We start from the raw sequence: 25497 nt of genomic DNA, 5'->3' as shown, positions 1-25497 counted from the left end.
ATCTGCGTTTTTGACATCATCAGATTGCTTCGTTACCTCGCAATGACGATGATGTTTAGCTTTTTAGACAGCCTCGTTCTGATAATAGCAAAATCAAGGATAATAATCATTAAACCCACCACCTCCTTGTCCATATAAATCTCTAATGCCAATATGGTAAATAAAGATTACATTATTTACCATATTACTAACCTTATACGTTAAAAATTAACAGGAATAATGCGGTAAATTGCCGTTTAAAACAATATTTTTGCTAAGCTTAATTGGGTAGAAAATGGCAAAGGAGCAAATCTCTATTTTTGATATGTTTAAGATCGGTATCGGACCTTCCAGTTCGCATACTTTGGGGCCTTGGCGTGCAGCGCAACGCTTTGTTGACCTGCTAAAAGGCCGGAAAGTATTGCAAGATGTGCAGGAGATTAAGATTTTGCTCTACGGTTCGCTGGCGAAGACCGGTGTTGGTCACGGCACGGATATCGCCGTGCTATTGGGATTGAGTGGGGATGACCCTGTCACTTTTGATGTATATCAGGTTATGCCAAAGGTCGAGCATATTAAAAAATCACAAGAGCTTATCTTGGGTGGGGAGAAAACTGTCGTATTCAATTATACTACAGATCTACTCTTCCTTTATGCCGAAAGTTTACCTTTTCATCCTAATGCCGTAACTTTCCAGGCATTCTTGAACAATGGCACCGCTATTAGCGAGACCTATTATTCCATCGGAGGCGGTTTTGTGGTGCAAGAAAATGATTCACAAAGTGTGTTGAGTGAGGTTGATATGTCTTTTCCGGTAGATACGGCGCAAGAACTGATGGTTTGGTGTATGCGTACTGGCCTGAAAATTTCCGAGTTGGTGATGGAGAACGAGTTGGCTTGGCGTCCAGAGGAGGAGACAAGAGCTGGCGTTATGCAGATATTTTATACTATCAAAGATTGTATATACAAAGGTTGTCATACAACCGGTGTATTGCCGGGCGGACTGAATGTAGAACGTCGGGCATCCAAAATGAGTAAACGTTTGCTGAAAGATCGTGCATATACCGATTATGAATCATGGTTACAGGCTATACGCGAGGGAGGGAAGGATTTTGGTTATATTTTGGATTGGGTGAGTTGTTTTGCGCTGGCTGTCAATGAAGAGAATGCATCCTTCGGACGGGTTGTGACTGCACCAACAAACGGCGCTTCAGGCGTGATTCCGGCCGTGTTGCAATACTATATTACCTTCCACGATGCCTATAAGGAGGAAAGAATCATCCAATTTATTGCTACGGCTTCCGAGATAGGGTCTATATTCAAAAAGGGAGCAACTATTTCAGCAGCAATGGGTGGTTGTCAGGCTGAGATTGGGGTATCTTCAGCGATGGCTGCAGGAGCATTGACCGAATGTCTGGGCGGTTCGCAAAGACAGGTTCTTATGGCGTCAGAAATTGCGATGGAACATCATTTGGGCCTGACCTGCGACCCTATTGGTGGGCTGGTGCAGATTCCTTGCATAGAACGAAACACTATGGGGGCGATAAAAGCTATTACCGCAGCACAGCTGGCATTAACTTCTAATCCGGATAAAGCCAAGGTGAGTCTGGATGCGGTGGTTAGTACCATGTGGGACACTGCACAGGATATGAATGTGAAATATAAAGAAACGGCTGACGGTGGTTTGGCGATCAAAGTCCCGTTGAGTTTACCAGAATGTTGATATGAAATACGCTGCGTTAGCTTCCGGAAGCAATGGCAATTGCTATTATATAGCTGATGGTCAAGATGCGATCTTGGTCGATGTAGGTGTGAATGCCAAACATGTGGAGCTACGTATGCATAATTTGGGCATAGTACCCTCTTCTATTTCCGCTATCTTTATTACCCATGAGCATACGGATCATATCCGCGGACTTTCCGTTTTCTGTAAACGCTATCAGATTCCTGTTTATATTACAGCAGGCTCATATAAAGGTTCTCGTCTGCATCTTCCCGAGGAATTGGTGCATATCATACCATCGGATGCTAAAGTACAGATTGGCAATATGACAGTCTACGGTATTCCGAAATACCACGATGCGAAGGAACCTTGTAGCTTTGTTGTGTCTAATGGAGTATTGAATATAGCTATAATGACCGACTTAGGTCGGATTTGTGATAACGTAAAGCATGTGATTCAACATGCGGATATCTTACTATTGGAGTCCAACTACGATGAAGAAATGTTGGAGACCGGCCGATATTCATTTTATCTGAAAAACCGTATCCGAAGCGGTTGGGGGCATTTATCTAACCGTATAGCTTTGGAGGCTTTGTTAGAGAATAGAACCGCCCGATTGAAACACCTGATATTAGGACATCTTTCCGGACAAAATAATACAGTGGATCGGGTACAGGAGACTTTTGCTCCGCACTGCGAAAGGATGAAGCTTTCCATCGCAACACGTTACGAGGAAACCCGTTTATTCGATACTGCAGAACTGTCTACCGAAGAAATTGTTCAAATCCGTGTGCAACAGACTTTCTACCAAGCGACATTTGTTTTTCCAGAAAATTAATACCTATGTTCTTACCGCCCGCTTTCTTGGCAAAGATTGGTCGTGAGTTAGAAAAGCAAAATCAATTATTGTTAGTTTATGCTTTATATCTGATTATACTGTCTTTATATTTAATTATTTACAAATAGTATACTATTATATAATGTTGATAAGATATTATTTTTAATAGGTATATTCTACTATTATAAAATAATTAATATCTTTTTTCTGAAAATAAAATTATGGTTATTGAACATAAAATAATATTGGTTTAGCAGTAACAAATAACTAATATTTAGTTAATAATTGTTCACCAAAATCTATCTATATGCTAAAAATATAAACTAATATTATTCCTATAGTGTTTGATAATCAATATTAGGTATGTGTTTTTTCTTTTTTATTGTGTAATTTAGGAGAAAGCTTTATAAACCATATAATTATAACACATTATGTTGAAACCTACTATTCGATCGCATAATATTTCTGATGTTGAATTATTGGACTATTGTTATATAATTTCAGCTGAGATGGAAAAGAATCAGGGTCTTTTCCCAAATCCTGTTCCTAGTTTGGCGGATTTTAAAAAGGAAATCCGTGCGTTTAGTGATGCCTGTTCAGATGCTGCTTATCGGGACAAGCGGATGCTTGTGATCCGTGACTCGAAGCGGAAAGACCTGTTGAATTTGTTGAGAATTCTTTCGTCTTATGTGCATTTTGTAGCTAAGGGAGATAAGGGGATTATTCTCGCAGCGGGTTTCGTCCCTTCAAAGAAAAGAAGCTCTGCCAATCGAAATCCCGATACGCCAGAGGATTTCCGTGCAGAAGGTGAAATAGGCACAGGGAAAATGAAACTAAGGGTTAAAGCTTCACCTAAGGTGTACGTCTATAGGTTTGAATATAGGAAAAAGATTGAAGGGGAGCCTTGGCAGGTGGTGTTAAGCAGTAGATCCCGATGTGTTATAGAGAATCTTGCTATAAGAGAAGAGTATGAGTTCCGGGTTTGTTTTGTTGGCCGAAACTCACAGTCTCCGTATTCTTTTGTGGTATCCTCTTATGTATATTGATTGGGAGGATGTGGTTGTGCACGTTCTTTATGCCGTTTCTTCACGGCAAAGAGATGCTTCTTCTTTTTCTTCATCCTGCAAATCTTTTGTGATAATTTCATTAGCGTGCTTGATAAAGGATTGTGTTTGTTGATACAGGATCGGGATGTGTTTTCTGTTGATTGAAAAGTTTGGTGAGTGCCGGAATTTTTGCTGTGCTTTAATCAAGACGTTGAAAGTATTTTCCTCTTCCTGGCTATCCCTTAAAAAGACGGCAGTACCTTCTGGACAGATAATATCGCAAAGATTCATTAAATAATTTAGGAGGGTGGAGTCCGGTATATAATGCATAAAGTGTTGTATCAACCCTAAACAAATCTGCTCTATGGCTAAACTGAGTGTGTAACAGGTTGCTTCATTTAGTGGTCTTTCTGCTTCTCCTGTCCAAGGAGGAGCCAGCTGTAGGGCGTTGTTATATCGTTTTTCCCATAACCATTTCATCTGGGGTTTGTCCAGAGCGGCTGTTTGGATGTTCTCCAAGTCAAAATGATGCTCTTGATACCAACATTCCGCCGAGCGTAATAGGTTTGATCGGAATAGGTCGCCCTCTTTCAGGTGTTTCTGTACCCGATCTGTATTTTCGGCAATGAGGGTAATATGGATGCTGCTTGGCAGAAGTTGCTGTATGCTGTTTTGGAAGTCCATCAAGGATTTTGGGGCTTCCCCCATGATGACAAAGAGGTAATAATGTTCGACATCCAGCTGGGCGTGGTGGATATACAGGAGATTGTTGGTTATTTGTTGCAGTGCGTTTTTGTAAGCGAAGCAATATACAGCATGCACCTTGCCAAGTGCTTGTAGGGCATTGAGGATGAGCTCACGGGGATTGTTGTTGGTGTGTGTGTTGTTTTCCATGTCTATATGATTATAATTAAGAGGAGTTTTAGATTCTTGATGAGCAATGGGTTGCCTGTTGAGTTTATTTTGGATTTCTTGCAGAAATATCGTTGAATATTTCGTTATCCATTCCAGCGCTTTACAGGTGATTTGATAGCAACATTCCAACGGTGCTCTTCCCATGCAAAAGTCTTGTTCGTAACGAAAGGCGATATAAGATTCATCGAGTTTTGCCAATGCTGCTCCTCTGGTCGTTGTACTGCCAAGTTTTCCTAACTTGGAGTCGAAAACTTTGAGGAATGCAATGTTGCTCTTGATTGAATGGGACTTCTTTTCGTCGCCGGATAGCAATTTTTGGGCTGTCCGGCAGGAAAGTTCCAGGGCTTGATGCAGCATAAAAGCGGCATGCGCACAGTTGTTATTTACTAAATAAAAGCTATATCCATTGATAAAGGACTGTATTTTCTCTACTTCCTTGTTTATATAAGCGGTTGCTTGCAGAGATAAATCAGCGGCGCTGATTTCTGGTAGTTGAATGGCAGATTTTGGGTTAGGATTTTGATAGATCCTATTGGACGGCTGACAAATTAAATAGAAGCGTGCAGCCCCAAGCTCTATTTCTTTTTGAATTTCTTTGGTGAAATAAAGCGTGAAATGCAGATTTTTCTCGTTCGCCAAAATATTTTCACAGGTTTCACGTGCATCGTTGAACCGTATGCCGGGTTCTGGTTGCAAGTGAATGTGCAACATGCTGTATTTTTTTCCATTACGCTGGTAGGTCCATTGAAAGATTTCGTCAACGGGAAGCTGCTCTGTCAGCAGGGTAAGGGTATCAGATGGTAATGTGTTCATAATCTTTAGTATTTACAAGTTGAAAAGGTTACAGTGTTATTTGTTGTTCAATAATTAATTCTCTTCTGGAGTTTCTGCGCAGTCGTCCTTTTCCTCTTCTTCTGCTTGTGCGGCCAATACATAGGTTAACTCTACAATGCGGATTAACAATTGATAAATGCGCGATGCTTCCGGGGTATAGTTTCCCTCGTCGATATCGCGTTTTGATAAGCCGAAAGAAAGCCATTCATATAAGATTTTATCCCATTGAGCCTTGCTGTAGATGCTGATAGTGGACAGGATGCTATCCAACGGCTTTTCTTTGTCCTGATTGTTTACGTAAAAAAGTACTTCGATCTGCCCCCTATACTTTATGGAGCTACGTAAAGTTTGGTTTAAAATGGATATGGACGCTACATCTGCAGGAGTTTCCAATCCATTTTCGGTTAGTTGCGAGCAGTACATTTCCAATAAACTATAAAGTGTGGAATAGTGAAAAAGCAAATCACCTCCGGAGTAGCCCAATTTTTCATTATGCTCCGACCAATATAGATCCTTTATAATAACGGATTGATACCAAAACCAAAGGATTTCCCGCCAATTGCATAAGTCGTCCATACTGCAAAAGTTTTTTACAGCACCGGCTGAATAGCGCTGTGGAGCAAGCCATCCAGGAAGTGTAACCCGGTCTTTGGGATAAAAGTTGTCGTCCTCTTCCTCTTCTTTTTCTGAAGATTGTTCGACAAGTGGTGTGCCGAGGGGCTCTATTGCCTCTTTGCTGTTAGCTGTATTTGCTGTTTCGGGGGTCTTGTCCTGTTTGTCTTTACCTTCTTTTGTGTAGGGTAATTTATCCTCTTCATATATTTGGTATAGCGCTTGTGCCAATCGCAAAAGCAATTCTTTTATGGCGAAGTAGTTGTCACGCAAAATTTCATCTACGGGATCGATTTTATCAATCATATTTGCCCACAAATCGTCAATACAGATGTACCATTCGGCTAAGCTTTTGTAGGAAAAGAACCGACTGATCTCGTGTGCAGGATTCTCTTCTCCTTCAAGGGTGTAGGCTCCTTCAATGATATAAGTACCATAGTCCTTGCGGGTTTGGAAGAAATTTAACGGAGTTTCAATCGTGGGTAGTCCACACTTTTTAAAAATAACATAGGCAATTTCGATTTGTTTAATCAACCGTTGGGCATAATGGCCATTGTCCCGAGTGGCAGGAGATGACATTGCGGGTTCTACAGCTATGTTTATGAGGGTGTTAATCGTTCTTAGCCAGTATGCAATGCGCGTTTCGTCTCCGTAGAAAGTATAGAGGTGCTCCAAAGGGTTTTTTACGTCTGCCTTGGTCAGGTACCTGAACTGCCTTGCTTTTAATTTTTTCTTTTGCTTTTTCATTGTATATTATTTTTTTAAGTTATAGAAATGGTTATCGCTATGGGGCAACGAGTTCAGCACGAGTCCCGCAAAACGTAACCGTTATTATTTTATGCTAAGGTGAGCGAGGTGAACGGAATCTTACTTCCATTACTCTCCCAGTACTTTACCTGAAAGTTTTTGTGTCGTTTAATGGGGCGAGATCTGTCCCCATATCGTAGTGCTTCGTGATGCGCCTATCTGTTATAGCTAAAATTCTATAGCATATAAATGGCTATGCGCTAATAATTAAACAAATTTAAGACATTATTTTATCTTATACAAACGAAAAAGACAAAATAATGTCTTTGTATTTTCTTTCTTATTTTGAAATTTTACTTTTTATATATGATTTATAGGGTTTTGTGCTGATTTTCTAATGTGGTCTTTATATTATCTTATTGGTTTTTATTGTATCTATAAAACCTCCGCTTTACCTCAACACAATCCTATTAAAGACAAATGTTAGTGCGTTTATCTTGCGTTAAATGTGAAATTAATTTGGTATTTGTTTTCTTTTGTTTATTTTTCAATATATAAATAGACAATTAGCCATATAGGCAGCATGAATAATTGACCCTATTGGCCGGTAATAAGAATTATAGTTGTGTTGAAAACAGATAAGAGAGCATAATGTCTACTATTAAGGAACGAGTTTTGCTTATCGCGGAGAGCAAAGGCATCAATAAGGTTGATTTTTTCAAGGATTTAGGGCTGTCGTATGCCAATTTCAAAGGTGTGCAAAAGTCCTCTGCATTGAGTTCGGATGCGGTAGCGGCTATTTTAGCCAGGCATTATGATATTAGCCCTGCCTGGCTGATTGCAGATGAAGGGGATATGTATAGAACGGGGGCTGCCGGAGTTCGGGATAAACATAATTTTTATAAAGGAACGGACGAAATTGATGAGGAACGTAAACTGATAGCTGCATTGGAGCAGACAGTGCGTTCGCAGGAAAAAACAATCTTCTCTCTGGAAAAACAGGTAGCATTGCTAGAAGAGAAAATCGCTGCGCTTCAGAAAGGGTAGACGGTATTCTAATTGGCGAGCTAAAAAGCTTAAATTTTCTTTAATGTCGTCTCGAGGGTAGGAGGGAGCATGACACACAAGCGTTTTATAATTATTTCTTAGATACCATCTTTCGTAGATAGAGGCAACAGTCAAATGTATACCATGAATATTTTTCGATTTATTATCATCCTAATATCTTTTACTGCGGGACAGATAGCGGTGGGGCAGATCAAAGAATGGAAGCCTGTCTATACCAGTCAATGGGGACATTTGATATCCTCGCCTGATGACAGCATGTCGGTTATCGGTGTGTTCAGTACAGAAGCATCAGTTATGTTATTGGATTCCACGGATACGCATTATCGTATCAAAGTCAGCAATGGAGACATCGGTTATATAGAAAAGCAACCTTTAGGCAGAGCGATGTTTGCGAAGCGTTCGGAGGGTGAGCCGGCTCAATATTTCTATAGGGGAAGGGAAGGTTTTCAGGCTCCTCACCAGTATGTGCAGGTGTCCGAGTTACGGGTGCGCGAGGAACCTAATACCTCAGCAAGGGTCGTCCGAAAAGCACGGCTTAATGAAATGATGTTTATCGATTATGTTCCGCTTTATGCAGATGGATGGGTGTATGTGGGGGATCATTTTCATGAACAGCCGGCCTATATACAATTTAAGTTTCTGGGCATGGAGGTAAGCTACGAGCAGGTGCTATCGGCTTATCTTGAGGTCAAGGGAAAAGACGTTGAGCAGGAGCTTACTCTGGGAGGACGTTTGCGTGAATTGGGATGGAATGGAACGGCTGAGCAGCGAAAGGAAGCATTGCAATATTATGAACAATCCCTAACGAATGCGGGGAGAGAGAATCCCAAAGTGGATATCGCATTTGAGAAACTATTGGCAGGCCGTTTAGCCGAAGGTATTACGGATTATGAGCGTTATGCAGTTGTTTTGAAACAATTAAATATGCATTATCTGGTTAAGGGAACACGTCTTACAGACGGTAAGATTACCGATAAACAAATGGAAGCGTTGGGGATGCTGAAAGTTGATGATATTCCGGGTTCACCAGAGTGTGGCTGGGAGCCGTTATATTTTTACCAATCCCCCGGGGTACAGGTTGCCTTTGAAGAGAACCAAGAAGGGAAGGTTCTTGGTGGGGTATACCAGATACAGTTTGGGAAAGGAGATGTTACTCTTGGCTTGGGCAAGGAATATCTAAAGGAAGGTTACTCCGAACAGGATTTTGTGACCAAATTTGGTCATTTATTAGCTGTAGATTGGGTTGGCCAACCACATGTATACCGAATCGCTAATGGTGATGCAGGGGTATATATTTTTACCTTTAAAGACAGTGGCCTTGTTGGATTCGAGGTAGTGTATTTCTGTTAAACCAGATCCATCCCAAATAAATCCGCAATATGTCCTTTCAGCTTGCTTTTGACTTCGTCAATATCAAGTTTATGCCCCAGTTCTCGTTCAAGCGAGGTGACATCTTTATCGTCAATACCACAGGGAATGATATGTCCAAAATAATTTAAGTCCGCATTGACATTGAAAGCAAATCCGTGCATGGTTACCCATCGGGATGCCCGTACGCCCATCGCACAGATTTTACGTGCTTTTTCATTGTCGGCATCTAACCATACGCCTGTATAGCCCTCATAACGTCCAGCCTCTATGCCATAATCTGCACAGGTACGGATGATGGCTTCTTCCAACGTACGGAGATAAAGGTGAATGTCGGTAAAGAAGTTGTCAAGGTCTAATATAGGGTACCCCACAATCTGGCCAGGGCCGTGATAGGTGATGTCCCCTCCGCGGTTGATTTTATAAAAACGGGCATCTTTTTCTTTCAACCCTTCTTCATCCAACAGTAAATATTCCGGATGTCCACTTTTACCCAACGTGTATACATGTGGATGCTCCGTGAAAATCAAGTAGTTTGGTGTGGGTGTATTCGTCTCGTTGACACGGTTATCATGTTTGATAGCCAATGTATCGGCAAATATCTTTTCCTGCCTATCCCAAGCGTCTTGGTAGTCAACCAGTCCCCAATCGATGAATTGTACTTGTTTGTTCATTTTACTAAAATCATACTCTCCTGCCAAACTTTTAAGTCTTTATGCGATTTCATATCTTGATTGTCCTCATCCATCACTCCCATCACCTCCATCACTAATTAATACAACAAATTATTATACGGATACCGTGCGGTATGCATCTTGGAGATGATTTCGTAAAGCTTTTGTTTGAACTCTTCGACGTTTGTCTTCTCTGTTGCGGAAAGGAATATTGCCGGATCTGAATTTTTTGCCATCCAGGAATTTTTGAAATCTTCCAGGGTGACTTTAATCTCTTCGCCGTCTTCATCTACCTCAACGGGAGGTTTGTATGCATCTATCTTGTTAAAAACAGTGATGATAGGCTTGTCTAAGGCATTGATGTCCTTTAATGTTTCGTTGACAGCCATGATATGGTCCTCGAAATTGGGGTGTGAAATATCTACGACATGAATCAATACATCAGCTTCGCGTACCTCATCCAAAGTAGATTTGAAGGATTCTACCAAGTGGTGGGGAAGCTTACGAATGAACCCTACCGTGTCCGAAAGCAGGAAAGGAAGGTTGTCAATGACGACCTTACGCACAGTAGTGTCTAAGGTGGCGAACAATTTGTTCTCCATCAACACGTCTGATTTTGAGATCATGTTCAAAATTGTGGATTTTCCGACATTGGTATATCCCACTAATGCGACACGTATCAATTCCCCACGATTTTTGCGTTGGGTTTCGTTTTGTTTGTCGATGACCTGTAGCCGTTCTTTTAAGAGCGATATTTTGTTTAAGATAATCCGTCTATCCGTTTCGATTTGGGATTCTCCGGGACCACGCATACCAATACCGCCTCGCTGACGTTCCAAGTGGGTCCACATACGAGTCAGCCTGGGCAACAGGTATTGAAGTTGTGCTAACTCTACCTGTGTTTTGGCCTGTGCAGTTTGAGCATGTTTGGCGAAAATATCCAGAATAAGGTTGGAACGGTCTAAAATCTTGCGCTTCAACTCTCGTTCCAGATTGCGGAGTTGTGAAGGAGACAATTCATCGTCAAAGACAATCATATCGATTTCTTCTGCTTCTGCATATTGACGGATTTCTTCAAGCTTTCCGCTACCTACGAAGGTAGCATGTTCTGGCTTAGCCAATTTCTGTGTGATGATGCCCTGTACCTGTCCGCCTGCAGTTTGTACCAGAAACTCCAGTTCTTGCAGATAGTCTTTTGCTGTCTGTTCTGAAATATCCGGTGTGATTACAGAGACAAGTAATGCTGTTTCGGGCTTAATTGCTGTGTCGTATATTTTTGTTTTTCCCATATATTATTCCGTTCCTATATCTTGTACAAATAGAACAAGCTTACAAAGATAATTGTTTTTGTGCTAACGTAGTGGAGATTGTCTGCTTGTGGAGTATATGGGTAAGCCAAGGAAGATACTTTGTCATACTGATAGAGCTTGTGATGATTCCCAATTGGTAAAGTTTCCGCCATCTAGCGATGGTGTTTTTTAACTTTTCAAAACTTACAACTTTTTCTTATTCATCTATAAATAGGCTTTTAGTAATTTCAATTGTCTGATTAATAGCTCCATTTATCCATCCATGCGCACAAGTGCCACGTTTGAATATGGATTTATTATATAACTACCTTGCACAGATGGTTGAAGTCCGGTTTGTTATTTTGAGAAAAGACAAGCTAAATCTATGTATTCCAATACCAATGTCAAGAAGTATTTGACGCTGAAGTAGAAGATGCTCGTATTTTTCCGACAAACTCTTTACGCGCGTTTTACGATTTCAAATCGCTTAAAGAATGGTATGCCGTGCTGGGCGATCTTCTTCAACATCGGGATTATACCGAAGATAATATGAAGGAACTCCCTTTGGATCACTATTATATCGCTATTCGGGAGTTTCTTGTCAAGTTACCCTTAGTATTAAGTGAGATATACAAGAGGGGAGGGTTGTGATTTTGTTTACCGGTTTTATTCAAACAATTTCAACAACTCGTCCTTACTAAGCGACTTCATGATATTGGCCTCATCCAAAATTAGACCGTCTGCCAATTTCTTCTTATGCTCCTGTAAGGCCAAGATCTTTTCTTCTACACTATCTCGGCACACCATTTTGTAGGCATTCACATGTTTATCCTGACCAATACGGTAGCAACGGTCGATGGCTTGCGCTTCGGCAGCCGGATTCCACCACGGATCAAGGATATACACATAATCTGCCGCAGTAAGGTTGAGCCCTGTGCCACCCGCTTTAAGGCTGATCAGAAAAATACGGCAACTCTCCCTTTCTTGAAAAGCCTGTACAGCATTTTGTCTTTTATCCTGTGACATTTTGCCGTCAAGATAAGCGAATTCTATTCCTCGCTCTTCGATACGTTCAGCCACTAACTGCAACATTCCCGTAAATGATGAAAATAACAATACCTTATGATCCGGCGTTACATCCTCCAGAATCTCATCGATATAATCCAACTTGACAGCATTCTTATCGAATGTCTCTCCTTTTAGCAAACTTGGAGAATTACAGATCTGTCTCAGTTTGATCAATGCTTCGATAGCTATAAACTTGGATTTTGCAGGTTCTTCACTTTCTAGACTACGCTGTACTTCATTCCGAAAGAACTTGCGGTATTTTTCATATACCTTACGTTGTGCAGGAATCATTTCTATATGTAGAACTGTTTCCGTTTTGTTGGGTAAATCCAAAGCTACCTGCTTTTTTGTACGTCGTAAGATAAACGGTTGTATGACCTTTTGGAGATTACTCAGCGTTTCTTGCATAGTGTCTGCATCCGTAGCACCTTTGTACAGCTTATTAAAAGCCCTATAGTTTCCGAAAAAACCGGGATTAACCAAACTCATTTGCGAGAAAATGTCCTGGATGCCGTTTTCTATTGGTGTGCCCGTCATGGCAATCCTGTATTTCGCTTGGATCCGGGTTAAACTCTCGAAACGTTTAGAATTACGGTTTTTTACATTCTGGGATTCATCCATAATTAAATAAGAAAAGGATTTTTCGGCGAAGAAATCACTGTCGGATAAAAGCGTGCCGTATGTCGTCAAAACAATAACTCCCTTGTCAAAATCGGTTCTATTTTGACGGGTAATGCCGTAGTAAACAATGATCTCTCGGTTGGGTGTGAACTTGTGGTATTCATTCTGCCAATTGAAGAGGAGGGAGTTGGGTACAACCACCAGCGATGCAGGAGCACTGGGGTGAGCTTGATAAAAATGTTCCAGCAGGGTGATCACTTGTAATGTCTTACCTAAGCCCATATCATCAGCCAACAAACCGCCCCATTGGAATTCGTTGAGAAAAGCCATCCAACTGAACCCCGCCTGCTGATATGGACGCAGCGTTGCCTGAACAGATGAAGGTACCGCTAACTGCGGAATCTCTTCCAGTCTAGTCAGTCGCTCCCGGCGCTCGCGTATACTATCGTCAACAATCTTGCTGTCAATCTGCTCCAGGATGCTCTGGAAAGAGAGCATTTGCAACGAATTAAGGATTATATAATCGCCGTCAATTTTCGCGCTTAGAAAGATAGGCCGAAATAGACCAATATCAATAGAACGGATAACACCATACTGATTTTTTCCTAAGTCATATACCGCAGTCGTTTTCGTAATCATGTTTTCGAACTCGGGTAGTGGAATGACTTTATTACGAAATTTGGGTGCAAATAAAATCTTACATTTATTATCCTGAAATTGCACGTTTCTCACTTCCCAATGCAGGGGATGCGGATAATAGGAGGATCCCCGTTGGATCGTATCCATTTGCAATTCGATACCTTCCTGCTTGCACCGTTCACAAAAAAGGGACAGCCATTGTGTATGGTCAATCTTATCCAGGGGTAACGAGAACATACTTTCGTGCTGTTGTTCTGGCCAAGTTTTGTGCTGTTGCTGTAGGAAATCATAAAATTCCTGTTCGACCCCGGTATGGCGTTGTGCATACACATACTGCCCATCCTCGTTCGTCCTTACCAACATATTGGTATGTGGAGCCAAAGGGTGTTCGCCAAACCGATCATAAAAAACACTTGCTCGAACCGTAAGCGTCTCGTCCTTGATAGCAATGTCAACGATCCGCTTCGGCTTTTTAGCCTGTACGATGGTATTTGCTCTTTTCCCTTTAAGCACGACTTGTATCGTATACCGTTGGGAAAGCGGAATAAGACTTTCTTCCAAGAACTTCCCTCGATCATGCTCGATGACGGTTAAGATGAAATCCGACTTCCGTGCTTCCCGAATGATTTTCTCCAGATCAAGATCGTCCACAAAAACGACGTGATTCTCTTCGACTAATAAGAAGAAACAATGGTTGTCAGATAAAAACTGAGGGGTTTCTATACGTTCCTCTTGATAGAAAAGGGTGAATGTTAGACGGAGATAAGAAGGATGGTCTTCCACGTCGATTTGCAATTTTACATCTCCATTGCCTAAGGACACAGGTGTATCCTTTTTGCGATATACATTTTTTAGTTTTGCCCGGTAGGGGGTGTAGGTATATCCCCAAAGTTCGGTAAAGCACAATGTTTCATTGTCTTTTAGTGACGAGATAAGCGTACGCCATTCTCGTAATATCCCTAATGCCTTGCTATGGTCATGACGATTGGAATCCCCGTCTAGAGGTATGCCGTCTATTTGATACTCGTCATTATTGGCGATCTCCAATATGTTTTTGCAGATACGCTCTTTAAATAGGTCATGCGGAGACAATAACTCCGGTTCTTCTCCTTCATAAAACAGATAACTTTTTGACAGATTACGACCTTGTTTGTTTTTTTCCATGTAGGGCAAAACATAAGGAAGACCACAGTATAAGCCATCTGTGATAACCAAGAATTCTACGTCTTCGAATTTTGAAGCGGGAAAATGCATGTTGCGATAAGGCAAGGGGCAATATGACCATACGTCCTCATCATATCCATCGGTTATACTAAAGTTGTAGAGACGTCCAAAAGTTGAATTATTCTGCAACTGTAATTCCAGTGTATTCCAACTTGCTTCCAGATGAATGCTCAGCATCGAACGAAACTTTTGTGATAGTGCTAACAGATCTTCATTATATAAGCCTTTAAAATAGAAAGATTTGTGAGACGGTATCTTGTCGTAAAGCACTGCAGCAGCATGTTCACACAAAGCTTCCGCTTGCTTTGCACAACTACATCGAATCGATAGATGTGTTTTGGTCAACGAAAGAAACAGCGTGTATTTTCCCTCGCCTTTTTCTCTAACGGAAATACTGTACTCATCAAAGGAGTAAAAATCATTGAATTTTCCGGAGAATACCGAGTTCTTCACCTTTTTCCGTCCTTTATAAAATTGAAGCACGTACTCCTTGGAACATTTAAAAGGTTCTCCACCCTCCCATGGGATCAAATAGGGTTCGTCAGCTTTGCGTTTAGGCAAAGCCGTAGCTTTTGCCTCCGTTTCGGAGGTTATCAATTCTTTGTTTTCCATTTTTTCGGTTTTTAAAAGCGTACCCGCGTGGGCACCTTGGGCTCCGAAGGACCTGCCCAGCTGGTAGCTTTCTGTTTGTTTAGTTCCATATGTAAGTCCGACAGGAGCACCGCGCCAGATACCGTGAGAATACGGGCCTCCTGCGGACTTTTATTTGGATAGCTTTTTAACCATTATCTTGCGCAGCCTCCATTGCCGAAGGTAACAGGGAATCAAGCTCGGTTGCGCTGATTGCCTGCTTTTTAATTTTTTCAATAGCATCAAAGCAGAGCCGATCAAACCGATCAGCCAATTTCTCTGCCTGTAGGCGATAAAAATCGGGTGTTATTTCTTCCAAAGAATCCAGTAAATCTGGATTCCACCACAGTGTTTTGGGATGAAGCATGAGGTGCAGCATTTGACCTCGAAGCCCGCTTTCATCTAACAAGTAGTCCACTACCTGTCCGCCGACCACCCGTGTCCAATCCATCAGTTCATCCAGATTCTTGGCTTTCGGCAAGTACCCTGATGCCACCCGTAAAAAGCTGTGAATGCCAATCTCTATAATATTACGTAGCAATAAAATTCCTGTATCAGCAAAAAGAGGTTGTGCACCTCTAACCGTGCTGATTAAATTATCCATGACAGCTTTACCGCTTTTCCATAGCTTATCCGCACGTTCCCATTCCTGTTTCCAGTCGATATCCCCTAAATCAAAAGAAGGTTTAAAAGTGGATTTCCGACGTAGCACATGTCCTTTTGTCCACATAGTATGCACAAATCTGTTCCCTTCAGCCAAGCCTTTTTCTACATACGGGAGGTCTAGGAAAACCACCATCGCACGGGCCATGCCGACCTGCATGGTCTTAAAGGTAAAAGGCCCCGTGTTCTTCATCAGAACCACGAGATAAAGCTCTACCTTCACACCCGATTCTTCACTTGTTTCTGATTGGAAAAGACTGCTTCCCGAAAAACCACCGGTATGGTAATTCAGCATCGTAATCTGTTCCGGATTATGATTCCCTTTAATCTTATCTAACAATGCATGGACGTCATCCTTGTATTGTTGCGGCCAAGGAAAACCGGAAAAATCTTCGCTCCTTATATGTGTGGTGCCACCTCCATCTGTATTGATGGATTTTACCTTCTTCTTTTCTTCTGCTATCTGCGCCTGTTGTGCGGCCTGTTCCAAGCGGATCTGCTGTTCTGTCTTCAACGCGTCTAGAAAAAACTGATACAGTATTTCGATGGCTTTGGATATCTCACAGCACTTATCGTACAGATAAGAAGCATCGAAAGCGGTTATCTCCAAATCCCTATGCTGCTTCACGGCGTGATAGCCCTTGTCAAGCAGTCGAAATGTTTCTATATCCATAAAAGCTTCGCCCAACAAAACCGTTTTGAAAGCAGGTATATGGGTGCTTAGCGTCCGCATTCTGTTCTCCAAGTTGTGCTGATTATTCGTGTTTCCCTGTATCATAGCCTGAGGCAAACGCAAAAAAGACTCTAGACTCTGGTGCACCATAAAGGCGGCTTTCAGATAATTACCATGTTCAGCAAACTTCAATGCCCCCTCTCGAAATTCCTCCCCTTCTTTTTTGATCTTCATTTGCCATTGATTGGCCAATTCGATAACACCACCAATCTCATTAGCGGTAAGCGATTTTGTCATCTTTCGGGGCGATCGATATATTTCATGTTTAGGTATTGAAGCGTATGCATAATACAATCCCCCATGGCGAACTTTGTTACGCCATTCCCCAAACGGGATCAGTTCAAAAGATAAATTATCCATATCAATGAGGCAAAGCTCGATAACAGGTTTCATCACCTTCGGGGAAATACCATCTTCTGGTTTCATTACCAAAATCAAGTGCTGATGATAGTTTCCTAAAAAAGAGTACGAAAAGAGAAAAATGCGATCCAAGTCCATTCGTTGAACCAGCCGTGCTACTAAAAGTTGTTTATCTATTACCATAATTCGATTTATAAAAATTATTAATTGTATGGTTTTTCTATACAAATGTATTGATTAACTTTCAATAAAAAAATTATTTGTACATTTTTTCTATACGTTCAGTAGTTTTAAGCAAACTATTGGATAGAAAATATGACAGCGTTAGGTGAATTTTTAGCAAAGCGATCGGTAAATAAGTCTATGGTAGCTAGGCGAACAGGGCTCAGTAAAGCCCGTATAAACGAACTCACATTGAATGCGTCATCGCATTTGAGGGCAGAAGAATTATATCTTATTGCAAAAGCGATTGATGCGAACCCATGTGAGCTGCTTAATAAACTATATGGTCACCTACAGTTGATAAGCGAGGAAGAATAATATATCAAGAAATCTTATCCCAGGAGATTCCTGGGCTTCTTTGTGACAGGTATTGTCCCAGCATTTTATTTTTCTCCAGAAGAAGCTGCGGGTCTGTCTTGAATATGTCTATAACGCGGTTTCGCGCTTCGGTCAATATAGCTTGGTCGGCAGCAAGATTGGCGATTTTCATTTCCAATACGCCCGATTGCTGCGTGCCGGAAATGTCTCCAGGGCCACGAAGTTGAAGGTCAACTTCGGCAATTTCAAATCCGTCGGATGTTCGAACCATGGTTTCCAAACGTGTCTTGCCTTCTTTGCTTAGTTTATTGCCTGACATCAAGATACAGAAAGACTGCTCTGCTCCTCGGCCTACACGGCCGCGTAGTTGGTGCAGTTGGGAAAGACCGAAACGCTCGGAGTTCTCGATAATCATAACCGATGCATTTGGCACGTTCACGCCGACTTCGATCACTGTCGTGGCGACCATAATCTGTGTTTCTCCCTTTACGAAACGTTGCATCTCAAAATCTTTATCCTTCACCGGCATCTTGCCATGGACGATACTGATTTTATAGTGTGGTAAAGGAAACTCCCGTTGTAGATTCTCCAATCCAGCCTCGAGATACAGCAGATCCATCTTCTCGCTTTCCTTGATGAGCGGGTAGACCACATAGATCTGTCGACCCTTAGAGATTTCCTCCCGCATAAAACCAAAGACACGTAGACGTTGATTTTCGAAGAAATGGACGGTTTTAATAGGTTTACGTCCGGCAGGAAGCTCATCGATAACAGAAATGTCCAAATCGCCATACATGGTCATCGCCAATGTCCGTGGGATTGGCGTTGCGGTCATGACCAGCATATGTGGAGGTATAATATTCTTACGCCATAGTTTCGCACGCTGTTCCACGCCGAATCGATGCTGTTCGTCGATAACGACAAAACCGATATTCTTGAATTTGACTTTGTCTTCAATCAGCGCATGGGTGCCGATAAGGATATCGAGTGTGCCTTCTTCCAATTGTTGGTGGATGATACGGCGTTCCTTGGCAGGAGTAGATCCTGTAAGGAGTTTTACCGTGCATATCTCTTCGCCCAGTAATGCTGTGATGCCTGCATAATGTTGTTGGGCGAGAATTTCTGTGGGTGCCATCATACAGGCTTGATAGCCATTGTCGATAGCGAGGAGCATCGACATCAATGCAACAACTGTTTTACCAGAGCCGACATCTCCTTGCACCAATCTGTTCATTTGGGCTCCGGTATTGGTGTCAATACGTATTTCCTTGACAACGCGCTTTTGTGCGTTGGTCAATGGAAAAGGCAGCCGTTCGTTAAAAAAGGTGTTGAATTTATCACCGACTTTATCGAAGCGATGTCCCCTATATTTTTGGATATTCAACTGTTTGTTCCGTAACAAGCGAAGTTGTATAAAAAATAGCTCCTCAAATTTTAATCTTCGGATAGCTGCATTGAGATCCTGTGTGTTCTGTGGAAAGTGGATTGCAAGCATCGCCTGCGCATAGGGCATCAATTGATGTTCATGTATGATATAGTCCGGTAAGGATTCATGTAGACTGCGGTATACCGTTTCCAGAGCAGTCTGTTGTAACCGTTGAATGCCTTTGGTGTCCAGATTGAACTTCTTTAGTTTTTCAGTCGAAGAATAAACAGGCTGCATAGTCATGTTGCCGATTTTCTTTTCCTGTGTATTGTACAATTCCATCTCAGGATGTGTAAGGGAAATCTGTCCATTAAACTCCGTTGGCTTCCCATATATGATATACGCAGCACCCACGTTCAGACTTTTTTTGAGCCACGTAATACTTTGAAACCACACCAGCTCTATGCTTCCCGTGTCGTCTCGGAATTGACCAACTAGCCTGCGCGAACGTTTTTCACCGACTTCCTGTAACGAAATCAACCTACCCAATACTTGGGCGCCCATCATCTCGGGATGTAGCTGCCGTATTTTATGAAATTGTGTTCGATCAATATATCGGAAAGGGTAGTATTGCAACAGATCCCCAATAGTAAACAGCTGTAACTCCTTTTTGAGCACATCCGCTTTCTGTGGGCCTACACCTTTTAGGTATTCTATGGGAGTTATTACAGATAATTCAGCCATGTTACAACGAAGGGCTAATTTACAAAATATAAATTAGCCCTTCGTCTAAAACTGATTTTATTCCTGGCGTTCTACAGTAGGTCTGCCGTCTACACATTTTACTTCTTTGAAGGAGTTGTTGCAATATACGGTCGAACACTCCGTCTTTTCAAGCATTCTTTTCATCCCTACTAAATTGGTGTGAAGATATGTTTTCTCGATAAATTCATCCGTACGGATTGTTTTGTGTACAGCCAAGGCTTCATAGCAACAGCCAGTGAGAATGGCCTGTGTACGCCAATCTGAGGCATTCGTACAGGGAACAGCATCGTAAAAATGTTTTAAACTCTCCCAGCTTTTCTCAATAGCCGTACTTAACTTTTCAATATCTTGTATTTCGTAAGGATAAAGAAGCTTGGCTTTTCCGTTTTCGCAGATGATTTCCAGAGGAGGATAAGGTACGCAAGGTGAATAATAGTAGATTATAGGTCTGTCCTTTGCATTGTCTGCTTCTGCTTGTAGTGCCAGATATTCTTTTGTAAGTTTCTCAAAAGTGCTAATCTGGTTTTCGTGGATAGCAAAATAATGCCCGCAACTATAAGGAACTTTTTTGATGGAAAGCTTATCCATGTCTGCACAGGAATTTTGTTCAGACAAAGCTTTTATTTCCAGGAATTTCTGATGTGCCCGCTCGGACAGAACAGCGTAGGAATCCGATTTGTCGCAAGACGTAAAAATCAGACTACCCAAAAATAGGGCGAAAAAACAAGCGACAAAGAATGCTTTGTGTGTCATGGTTTATAATTTTAAAGTTATAAAGTGAACGAAGTTCTGGAGGTGTGAGAAGCAATATCATCCATCACTATCTTCACGACCATAACCACCATCACTTTTTATCTGTTATCAGCTGTTCCTTTAAACGAAGAGAAAGGGGAATGTGCTACACTGGTTGTATGTATTTCTCCTGGTTTTCGCAATGGAGTACATGAATTCATTGCAATTCATTTCGTTAATGCGGAGCATTTTATGTAGGTTTGTTCCTTTAAAAAAATTATAGACAGTAATGAATAAAACAAAATTCTTACCCCTATGCTTAGTTGTGGCGGCTGTTGTGGTTGGCTGTGACGGACAGAATAAGACCCAAACTTCAGACAATCCGTTGCTCGCAGCTTATGATACCCCTTTTGAAGTGCCACCGTTTGATAAAATTAAAAACGAGCATTTCAGACCAGCATTCGAGGAAGCTTTAAAACAGCACAATCAAGAGATTGATTCTATTGTCAATAACAGTGCAGAACCTACATTTGACAATACGATCGTTGCATTGGAAAATGCAGGGAGCCTCTTGGGCAATGTTTCACGTGTCTTCGGAAACTTAAATTCGGCCAACACGAACGATTCTATCCAAGCTATTGATAAGGACTTGGCTCCTGTGTTCTCTGCGCACCGTGATGAGATTTCTCTAAACGAAAAGCTATTTGCACGTGTAAAATCCGTATATGATAACCGTGCTTCTTTAACCTTGGATGCGGAGGATGCCAAATTGTTGGAGGAGACTTATAAAGGCTTTGTACGTTCTGGAGCAAACCTTTCTGCTGAAGACAAAGAGAAGCTTAAAAAAATAAATTCTGAACTTTCTGTTCTAACAACAGCCTTCGGGCAGAATCTGTTGGCGGAAACTAATGCTTATGAGCTGGTTGTTGAAAAAGAAGAAGACCTTGCAGGTTTGCCTGAAGGATTGAAAGCTGCGGCCGCTGATGATGCCAAGGCTAAAGGTAAAGATGGAAAATGGGTATTCACGCTTAAGAATCCTTCTGTTATGCCTTTCTTGCAATATGCTGACAACCGCGAATTGCGTAAACAAATATGGGACGCCTATCAATTGCGTGGTAATAATGGCAATGACAACGATAACAAAGAAACATTGCTAAAGATTGCCAATCTTCGGTTAGAGAAGGCAAAATTGCTAGGTTATCCATCGCATGCTGCTTATGTGTTGGAAGAAGCCATGGCTGAAAACCCGACAAATGCTTATGCCCTGCTGAACAAAATTTGGACACCTGCTTTAGCAAAGGCAAAAACTGAGGCTGCAGATATTCAGAAAGAGATTGAAAAAGAAGGTGGTGATTTTCAAGTAGCACCTTATGATTGGCGTTATTATCAAGAGAAAATCCGTAAAGAAAAATACGCCTTGAACGAGGAAGAAATCAAACCATATTTCAGCCTAGCTGCAGTGCGTGAAGGCGCATTCGAGACGGCTAAAAAGCTTTTTGGTTTGAACTTTATCGCCTTGAACAATGTTCCTACGTATCATGAAGAAGTTGAGGTTTATGAAGTGAAAGATAAAGATGGATCGCATCTTGGCTTGTTATATGCAGATTTCTTTCCGAGAGAATCAAAAAGAGGTGGTGCTTGGATGACTTCATACCGCTCGCAAAGCAGAAAAGATGGACAGCGTGTAGCGCCGGTGATCTCCATTGTTTGTAACTTCACCAAACCAGTGGGCGATCAGCCAGCTTTATTGACTTTTGATGAAGCGACTACCTTATTCCACGAGTTTGGACATGCCTTGCATGGTTTGTTGTCCAATGTAAAATACAGAAGTTTGGCAGGGACAGCTGTTTCCCGTGACTTTGTGGAATTACCTTCGCAAATCATGGAAAACTGGGCTGCTGATCCTGAGGTATTGAAAACATACGCGAAGCATTACCAAACTGGTGAAGCTATTCCAGATGCTTTAATCGAGAAGATGGAAAAGGCAGGTACTTTTGACCAAGGCTTTATTACAGTGGAGTATGTGGCGGCGTCTTTGTTGGATTTGGATTATCATGCGACGACCACGCCGATTGCGGGCGATGTAAATGCTTTTGAAGCAGCGGGTATGAAGAAAATCGGTTTAATCGATGCGATTATCCCACGCTATAGAAGTACATACTTCCAGCACATCTTCTCTGGAGGTTATTCTGCAGGATATTACAGCTATATCTGGGCTGAGGTGTTGGATTCTGATGCGTTTGCAGCATTCAAGGAAAAATCCCTATATGACCAAGGTACAGCAACCTCATTCCGTAAGAATATCTTGGAAAGAGGCGGTACAGGTAATCCGGCGGAAATGTACAGACAGTTCCGCGGAGCTGATCCAAACCCTGTTCACTTGATGAAGAAGAGAGGATTGAACTAATTAGAAATCGCAATGACGCGTTTTTAAAGCAAGACTTCCGAAGTTTATGAAACTTCGGAAGTCTTTCGTTTTTTAGATACCTAAAGAATTAAACTGTAGGTCATATAATTTCTTATAATAACCTTCCTCAATGTTGAGGAGTTCGGTATGTGTGCCGATTTCTTTAATCTCTCCTTTATCGAAGACGATGATTTTATCGGCTTTTTGAATTGTTGACAAACGGTGTGCAATGACGATGGCAGTTCTGCCCGACATAATATTGTCTATGGCCTGCTGTATCATGATTTCTGTTTCGGTATCCACGGAAGACGTTGCCTCATCTAAAATAAGGATAGTCGGATTATGGACTAATGCGCGAATAAAGGAAATCAATTGTGCTTGCCCCGATGACAGGGTGGCTCCGCGTTCCTGGACTTGATAATTAAAGCCTCCGGGCAGACGCATGATAAAATCGTATGCACCGACTTTTTTTGCAGCCTCTACGACATCATCGAACTTGATGTTTGGGTTATTCAACGTAATATTATTCAAAATGCTATCTGAGAATAGGAATACATCCTGTAGAACAGTGGAAATATGACGTCTTAAATAATTGAGGTCGTAATCGCGTATATCTGTTCCATCTAATTTTATACTTCCTTGTTGGATTTCATAGAACCGGTTAAGGATATTGATGGTCGATGATTTTCCGGCACCTGTGGCGCCGACTAGAGCTAAGGTTTCTCCAGGGTTCACATGAAAACTCACATCTTTTAATACCCACTTCTCATCATTGTAAGCAAACCATACGTGCTGAAATTCAATTTCGCCCTGGATATTCGCTGGTTGTTTTGTGCCGTTATTGGGCGTAAATTCATCTGTATCCAATACTTCAAAGATACGTTCTGCGGATACCATGCCCATTTGCAAAGTATTGAACCGGTCAATAAGCTCACGGATAGGGCGGAATATCATATTGATATACATCAAGAAGGCTACGACAACCCCGGGAGAGATGGTGTTGTCTAGAATCTGTTTTGAACCATACCACACCAATAAGCCAGTAGATATGGCTAAGATAATCTCCAGAACTGGGAAGAATATAGAGAAGTACCAATTTGCACGGATATGGGCATCGCGGTGCTTGGCGTTGATTTCGTCAAACTTTCGCATCTCCTGTTTCTCTCGTGAGAAATACTGGATAATCGCCATTCCACTGATATGCTCCTGCAGGAAAGTATTCAGGTTGGACACCGCCGTTCGTACATCGATAAAGGCAGACTTCATGGCCTCTTTGAAAATATAGGTTGCCCAGATCATAATTGGCATTGGAACCAGTACAATCAATGTCAATTTCCAGTCGGTATAAAGCATCACGCCAAAGATGACAAGAAGCTGTAATAAGTCGCCGATAATCTGAATAAGTCCTTGCGAAAAGATATTGGCGATGGTTTCCAAGTCGGAAATGGTTCGTGTGATAAGTTTACCTATAGGGGTGTTATCAAAATATTTTAACCGCAGGTTGCTGATATGGTTGAATACCTCTATACGAATATCGCGGATGACGTCTTGACCGAGGATATTGGTCGTTAAAGTATGGTAGTAACGAATTATGGTTTGCAGGATAAGAAGCCCTATCATAGCGAGTAGCATCCAGTTCAGGCCCGAAGCATCTGCATGCAGAATATATTTATCCAAGGTATATTCAATCAGCATCGGAAGTGCCGGTGCTACAGCAGCCAGTAGAATAGTCAGAATTACGGAAGCCCAAAATATGCCTTTGTATGGGCGCATATAGCGTGACATTCGGCTTAGCAGCCTGCTGTCGTATGTTTTACCGGTGATGTTTTGTGCGCTCAATTCGATTCAATGTAAGGATATACAACTTTTGTTAAATATAAGCCATGTGCCGGGACCGATGTGCCGGCTTGGGCTCTGTCTTTGCTTTGGATGATGTTCAGGATACTTTCGGGAGCAGAGTCTCTCATGCCGATCTCCAATAAGGTGCCAACGATGGCGCGTACCATATTGCGGAGAAACCTATCGGCAGTAATATGAAAGACCAGTCTTCCATCTTCCCAAACCCACTCAGCATGTCTGATGGTGCAAATATTGGTAAAGACCTGTGTATGTGCTTTGGAAAAGCAGCCAAAATCCTGTGTTCCCAAAAGGTAATGTGCTGCCTGGTTCATTTTGTCTACATCAGGAATGTCCCGCAGTTGCCAGGAACGGTTGGCAAAAAAAGGGTTCTTTCCAAAGTGGATGTGGTATTCGTAAGAACGAGCTGTTGCATCAAAGCGGGCGTGTGCATCAGCGGAAACAGCCAATAACCTATTGGCGCTGATGTCTGAGGGAAGCAGTGCGTTGAGTGAATGCAAAAACCTCTTCTCGTCCTGAATGATGTCTACGTCAAAATGAACGAACAGCTGCCGGGCATGAACTCCTGTATCTGTTCTTCCTGCTCCTGTTGTTTCAATGTTTTGTCGCAATATCTTGCTTAGTGCTTCATGGAGCTTTTGCTGTACGGAAATAGCATTATGCTGTATTTGCCAGCCATGATATGCCGTTCCGTCATAGGATATTTCCAGAAAATACCGTTGCTTTTTTTCTTCCACTTTGCAAAGGTAAGGAATTTATTAACCTGTCATGTCATGGGAATGAAAAGCAAAATTTTTTG

General features: G+C 41.8%; 17 protein-coding genes. 7 read left to right on the top strand and 10 right to left on the bottom strand.

Annotated elements, in window-relative coordinates; genetic code table 11:
• The first annotated feature begins 274 nt into the window (after nt 1-274).
• The 3 genes from BM375_RS06705 to BM375_RS06695 all read left to right on the top strand — a co-directional run bounded on the left by BM375_RS06705 (nt 275) and on the right by BM375_RS06695 (nt 3586).
• Nucleotides 275-1702 (top strand): L-serine ammonia-lyase, encoded by a 1428-nt coding sequence (locus tag BM375_RS06705; RefSeq protein WP_093364669.1) that lies wholly within the window; start codon nt 275-277, stop codon nt 1700-1702.
• Between the two features lies 1 nt (nt 1703).
• Nucleotides 1704-2540, top strand: a complete 837-nt coding sequence (locus BM375_RS06700; RefSeq protein ID WP_093364668.1) for an MBL fold metallo-hydrolase — start codon at nt 1704-1706, stop codon at nt 2538-2540.
• Nucleotides 2541-3049: 509 nt separating this feature from the next.
• Complete coding sequence (locus BM375_RS06695; protein ID WP_139227515.1) at nt 3050-3586, top strand: fibronectin type III domain-containing protein; 537 nt, start codon at nt 3050-3052, stop codon at nt 3584-3586.
• Nucleotides 3587-3613: 27 nt separating this feature from the next.
• Here the strand turns inward: BM375_RS06695 and BM375_RS06690 are convergent, their stop codons facing one another.
• The gene (locus BM375_RS06690; protein ID WP_093364665.1) at nt 3614-5314 is read right to left on the bottom strand and encodes a HEPN domain-containing protein; all 1701 of its coding nucleotides are present in this window, start codon (nt 5312-5314) and stop codon (nt 3614-3616) included.
• A gap of 54 nt (nt 5315-5368) precedes the next feature.
• Complete coding sequence (locus tag BM375_RS06685) at nt 5369-6694, bottom strand: hypothetical protein (protein WP_093364664.1); 1326 nt, start codon at nt 6692-6694, stop codon at nt 5369-5371.
• Nucleotides 6695-7345: 651 nt separating this feature from the next.
• Here BM375_RS06685 and BM375_RS06680 point away from each other — a divergent pair.
• Entirely contained in the window at nt 7346-7741 is a 396-nt protein-coding gene (locus BM375_RS06680; RefSeq protein WP_093364663.1) for a hypothetical protein, read from the top strand.
• A gap of 144 nt (nt 7742-7885) precedes the next feature.
• Nucleotides 7886-9112 carry an SH3 domain-containing protein gene (locus BM375_RS06675; RefSeq protein ID WP_139227514.1) on the top strand — a complete coding sequence of 409 codons (1227 nt, stop codon included), beginning with the start codon at nt 7886-7888 and terminating at the stop codon, nt 9110-9112.
• Here the strand turns inward: BM375_RS06675 and lipB are convergent.
• The 4 genes from lipB to BM375_RS06655 form a co-directional block, all read right to left on the bottom strand.
• Nucleotides 9109-9804 carry a lipoyl(octanoyl) transferase LipB gene (gene lipB, locus BM375_RS06670; RefSeq protein WP_093364661.1) on the bottom strand — a complete coding sequence of 232 codons (696 nt, stop codon included), beginning with the start codon at nt 9802-9804 and terminating at the stop codon, nt 9109-9111. The two genes, BM375_RS06675 and lipB, sit on opposite strands and share 4 nt — an antisense overlap.
• Nucleotides 9805-9902: 98 nt before the next feature.
• Complete coding sequence (gene hflX, locus BM375_RS06665) at nt 9903-11093, bottom strand: GTPase HflX (RefSeq protein ID WP_093364660.1); 1191 nt, start codon at nt 11091-11093, stop codon at nt 9903-9905.
• Between the two features lie 666 nt (nt 11094-11759).
• Nucleotides 11760-15257 carry a DEAD/DEAH box helicase gene (locus BM375_RS06660; protein WP_093364659.1) on the bottom strand — a complete coding sequence of 1166 codons (3498 nt, stop codon included), beginning with the start codon at nt 15255-15257 and terminating at the stop codon, nt 11760-11762.
• A 166-nt stretch (nt 15258-15423) separates the two neighbouring features.
• Complete coding sequence (locus BM375_RS06655; RefSeq protein WP_093364658.1) at nt 15424-17214, bottom strand: hypothetical protein; 1791 nt, start codon at nt 17212-17214, stop codon at nt 15424-15426.
• Between the two features lie 132 nt (nt 17215-17346).
• Here BM375_RS06655 and BM375_RS06650 point away from each other — a divergent pair, with 132 nt between their 5' ends.
• Complete coding sequence (locus BM375_RS06650) at nt 17347-17571, top strand: helix-turn-helix domain-containing protein (protein ID WP_093364657.1); 225 nt, start codon at nt 17347-17349, stop codon at nt 17569-17571.
• A gap of 4 nt (nt 17572-17575) precedes the next feature.
• Here the strand turns inward: BM375_RS06650 and recG are convergent, their stop codons facing one another.
• On the bottom strand, nt 17576-19681 hold the full coding sequence (gene recG / locus BM375_RS06645) for an ATP-dependent DNA helicase RecG (RefSeq protein WP_093364656.1): 2106 nt from the start codon (nt 19679-19681) through the stop codon (nt 17576-17578).
• Nucleotides 19682-19738: 57 nt separating this feature from the next.
• A complete protein-coding gene (locus BM375_RS06640; protein WP_093364655.1) occupies nt 19739-20455 on the bottom strand; it encodes a hypothetical protein in 717 nt (238 codons plus the stop codon).
• Nucleotides 20456-20723: 268 nt separating this feature from the next.
• On the opposite strand from BM375_RS06640, the gene BM375_RS06635 reads away from it, so the two are divergent.
• Nucleotides 20724-22841 carry a M3 family metallopeptidase gene (locus tag BM375_RS06635; RefSeq protein WP_093364654.1) on the top strand — a complete coding sequence of 706 codons (2118 nt, stop codon included), beginning with the start codon at nt 20724-20726 and terminating at the stop codon, nt 22839-22841.
• Nucleotides 22842-22913: 72 nt separating this feature from the next.
• Here the strand turns inward: BM375_RS06635 and BM375_RS06630 are convergent, their stop codons facing one another.
• Both BM375_RS06630 and truA read right to left on the bottom strand, forming a co-directional pair.
• A complete protein-coding gene (locus tag BM375_RS06630; protein WP_170852618.1) occupies nt 22914-24626 on the bottom strand; it encodes an ABC transporter ATP-binding protein in 1713 nt (570 codons plus the stop codon).
• Nucleotides 24627-24676: 50 nt separating this feature from the next.
• Nucleotides 24677-25435 (bottom strand): tRNA pseudouridine(38-40) synthase TruA, encoded by a 759-nt coding sequence (gene truA / locus BM375_RS06625; RefSeq protein ID WP_093364651.1) that lies wholly within the window; start codon nt 25433-25435, stop codon nt 24677-24679.
• Between the last annotated feature and the right edge of the window lie 62 nt (nt 25436-25497).

Source organism: Sphingobacterium wenxiniae (assembly GCF_900116225.1).
Taxonomy (GTDB): Bacteria; Bacteroidota; Bacteroidia; order Sphingobacteriales; family Sphingobacteriaceae; genus Sphingobacterium; species Sphingobacterium wenxiniae.
This window is presented reverse-complemented; position numbering and strand designations above follow the sequence as displayed.

Coding starts and splice junctions, on each gene's coding strand:
- BM375_RS06675 (WP_139227514.1), top strand. CDS start 7,886: ATGAATATTTTTCGATTTATTATCATCCTAATATCTTTTACTGCGGGA.
- recG (WP_093364656.1), bottom strand. CDS start 19,681: ATGGCTGAATTATCTGTAATAACTCCCATAGAATACCTAAAAGGTGTA.
- BM375_RS06660 (WP_093364659.1), bottom strand. CDS start 15,257: ATGGAAAACAAAGAATTGATAACCTCCGAAACGGAGGCAAAAGCTACG.
- BM375_RS06650 (WP_093364657.1), top strand. CDS start 17,347: ATGACAGCGTTAGGTGAATTTTTAGCAAAGCGATCGGTAAATAAGTCT.
- BM375_RS06635 (WP_093364654.1), top strand. CDS start 20,724: ATGAATAAAACAAAATTCTTACCCCTATGCTTAGTTGTGGCGGCTGTT.
- BM375_RS06705 (WP_093364669.1), top strand. CDS start 275: ATGGCAAAGGAGCAAATCTCTATTTTTGATATGTTTAAGATCGGTATC.
- BM375_RS06640 (WP_093364655.1), bottom strand. CDS start 20,455: ATGACACACAAAGCATTCTTTGTCGCTTGTTTTTTCGCCCTATTTTTG.
- BM375_RS06685 (WP_093364664.1), bottom strand. CDS start 6,694: ATGAAAAAGCAAAAGAAAAAATTAAAAGCAAGGCAGTTCAGGTACCTG.
- lipB (WP_093364661.1), bottom strand. CDS start 9,804: ATGAACAAACAAGTACAATTCATCGATTGGGGACTGGTTGACTACCAA.
- BM375_RS06690 (WP_093364665.1), bottom strand. CDS start 5,314: ATGAACACATTACCATCTGATACCCTTACCCTGCTGACAGAGCAGCTT.
- BM375_RS06630 (WP_170852618.1), bottom strand. CDS start 24,626: ATGTCACGCTATATGCGCCCATACAAAGGCATATTTTGGGCTTCCGTA.
- BM375_RS06695 (WP_139227515.1), top strand. CDS start 3,050: ATGGAAAAGAATCAGGGTCTTTTCCCAAATCCTGTTCCTAGTTTGGCG.
- BM375_RS06680 (WP_093364663.1), top strand. CDS start 7,346: ATGTCTACTATTAAGGAACGAGTTTTGCTTATCGCGGAGAGCAAAGGC.
- hflX (WP_093364660.1), bottom strand. CDS start 11,093: ATGGGAAAAACAAAAATATACGACACAGCAATTAAGCCCGAAACAGCA.
- BM375_RS06655 (WP_093364658.1), bottom strand. CDS start 17,214: ATGGTAATAGATAAACAACTTTTAGTAGCACGGCTGGTTCAACGAATG.
- BM375_RS06700 (WP_093364668.1), top strand. CDS start 1,704: ATGAAATACGCTGCGTTAGCTTCCGGAAGCAATGGCAATTGCTATTAT.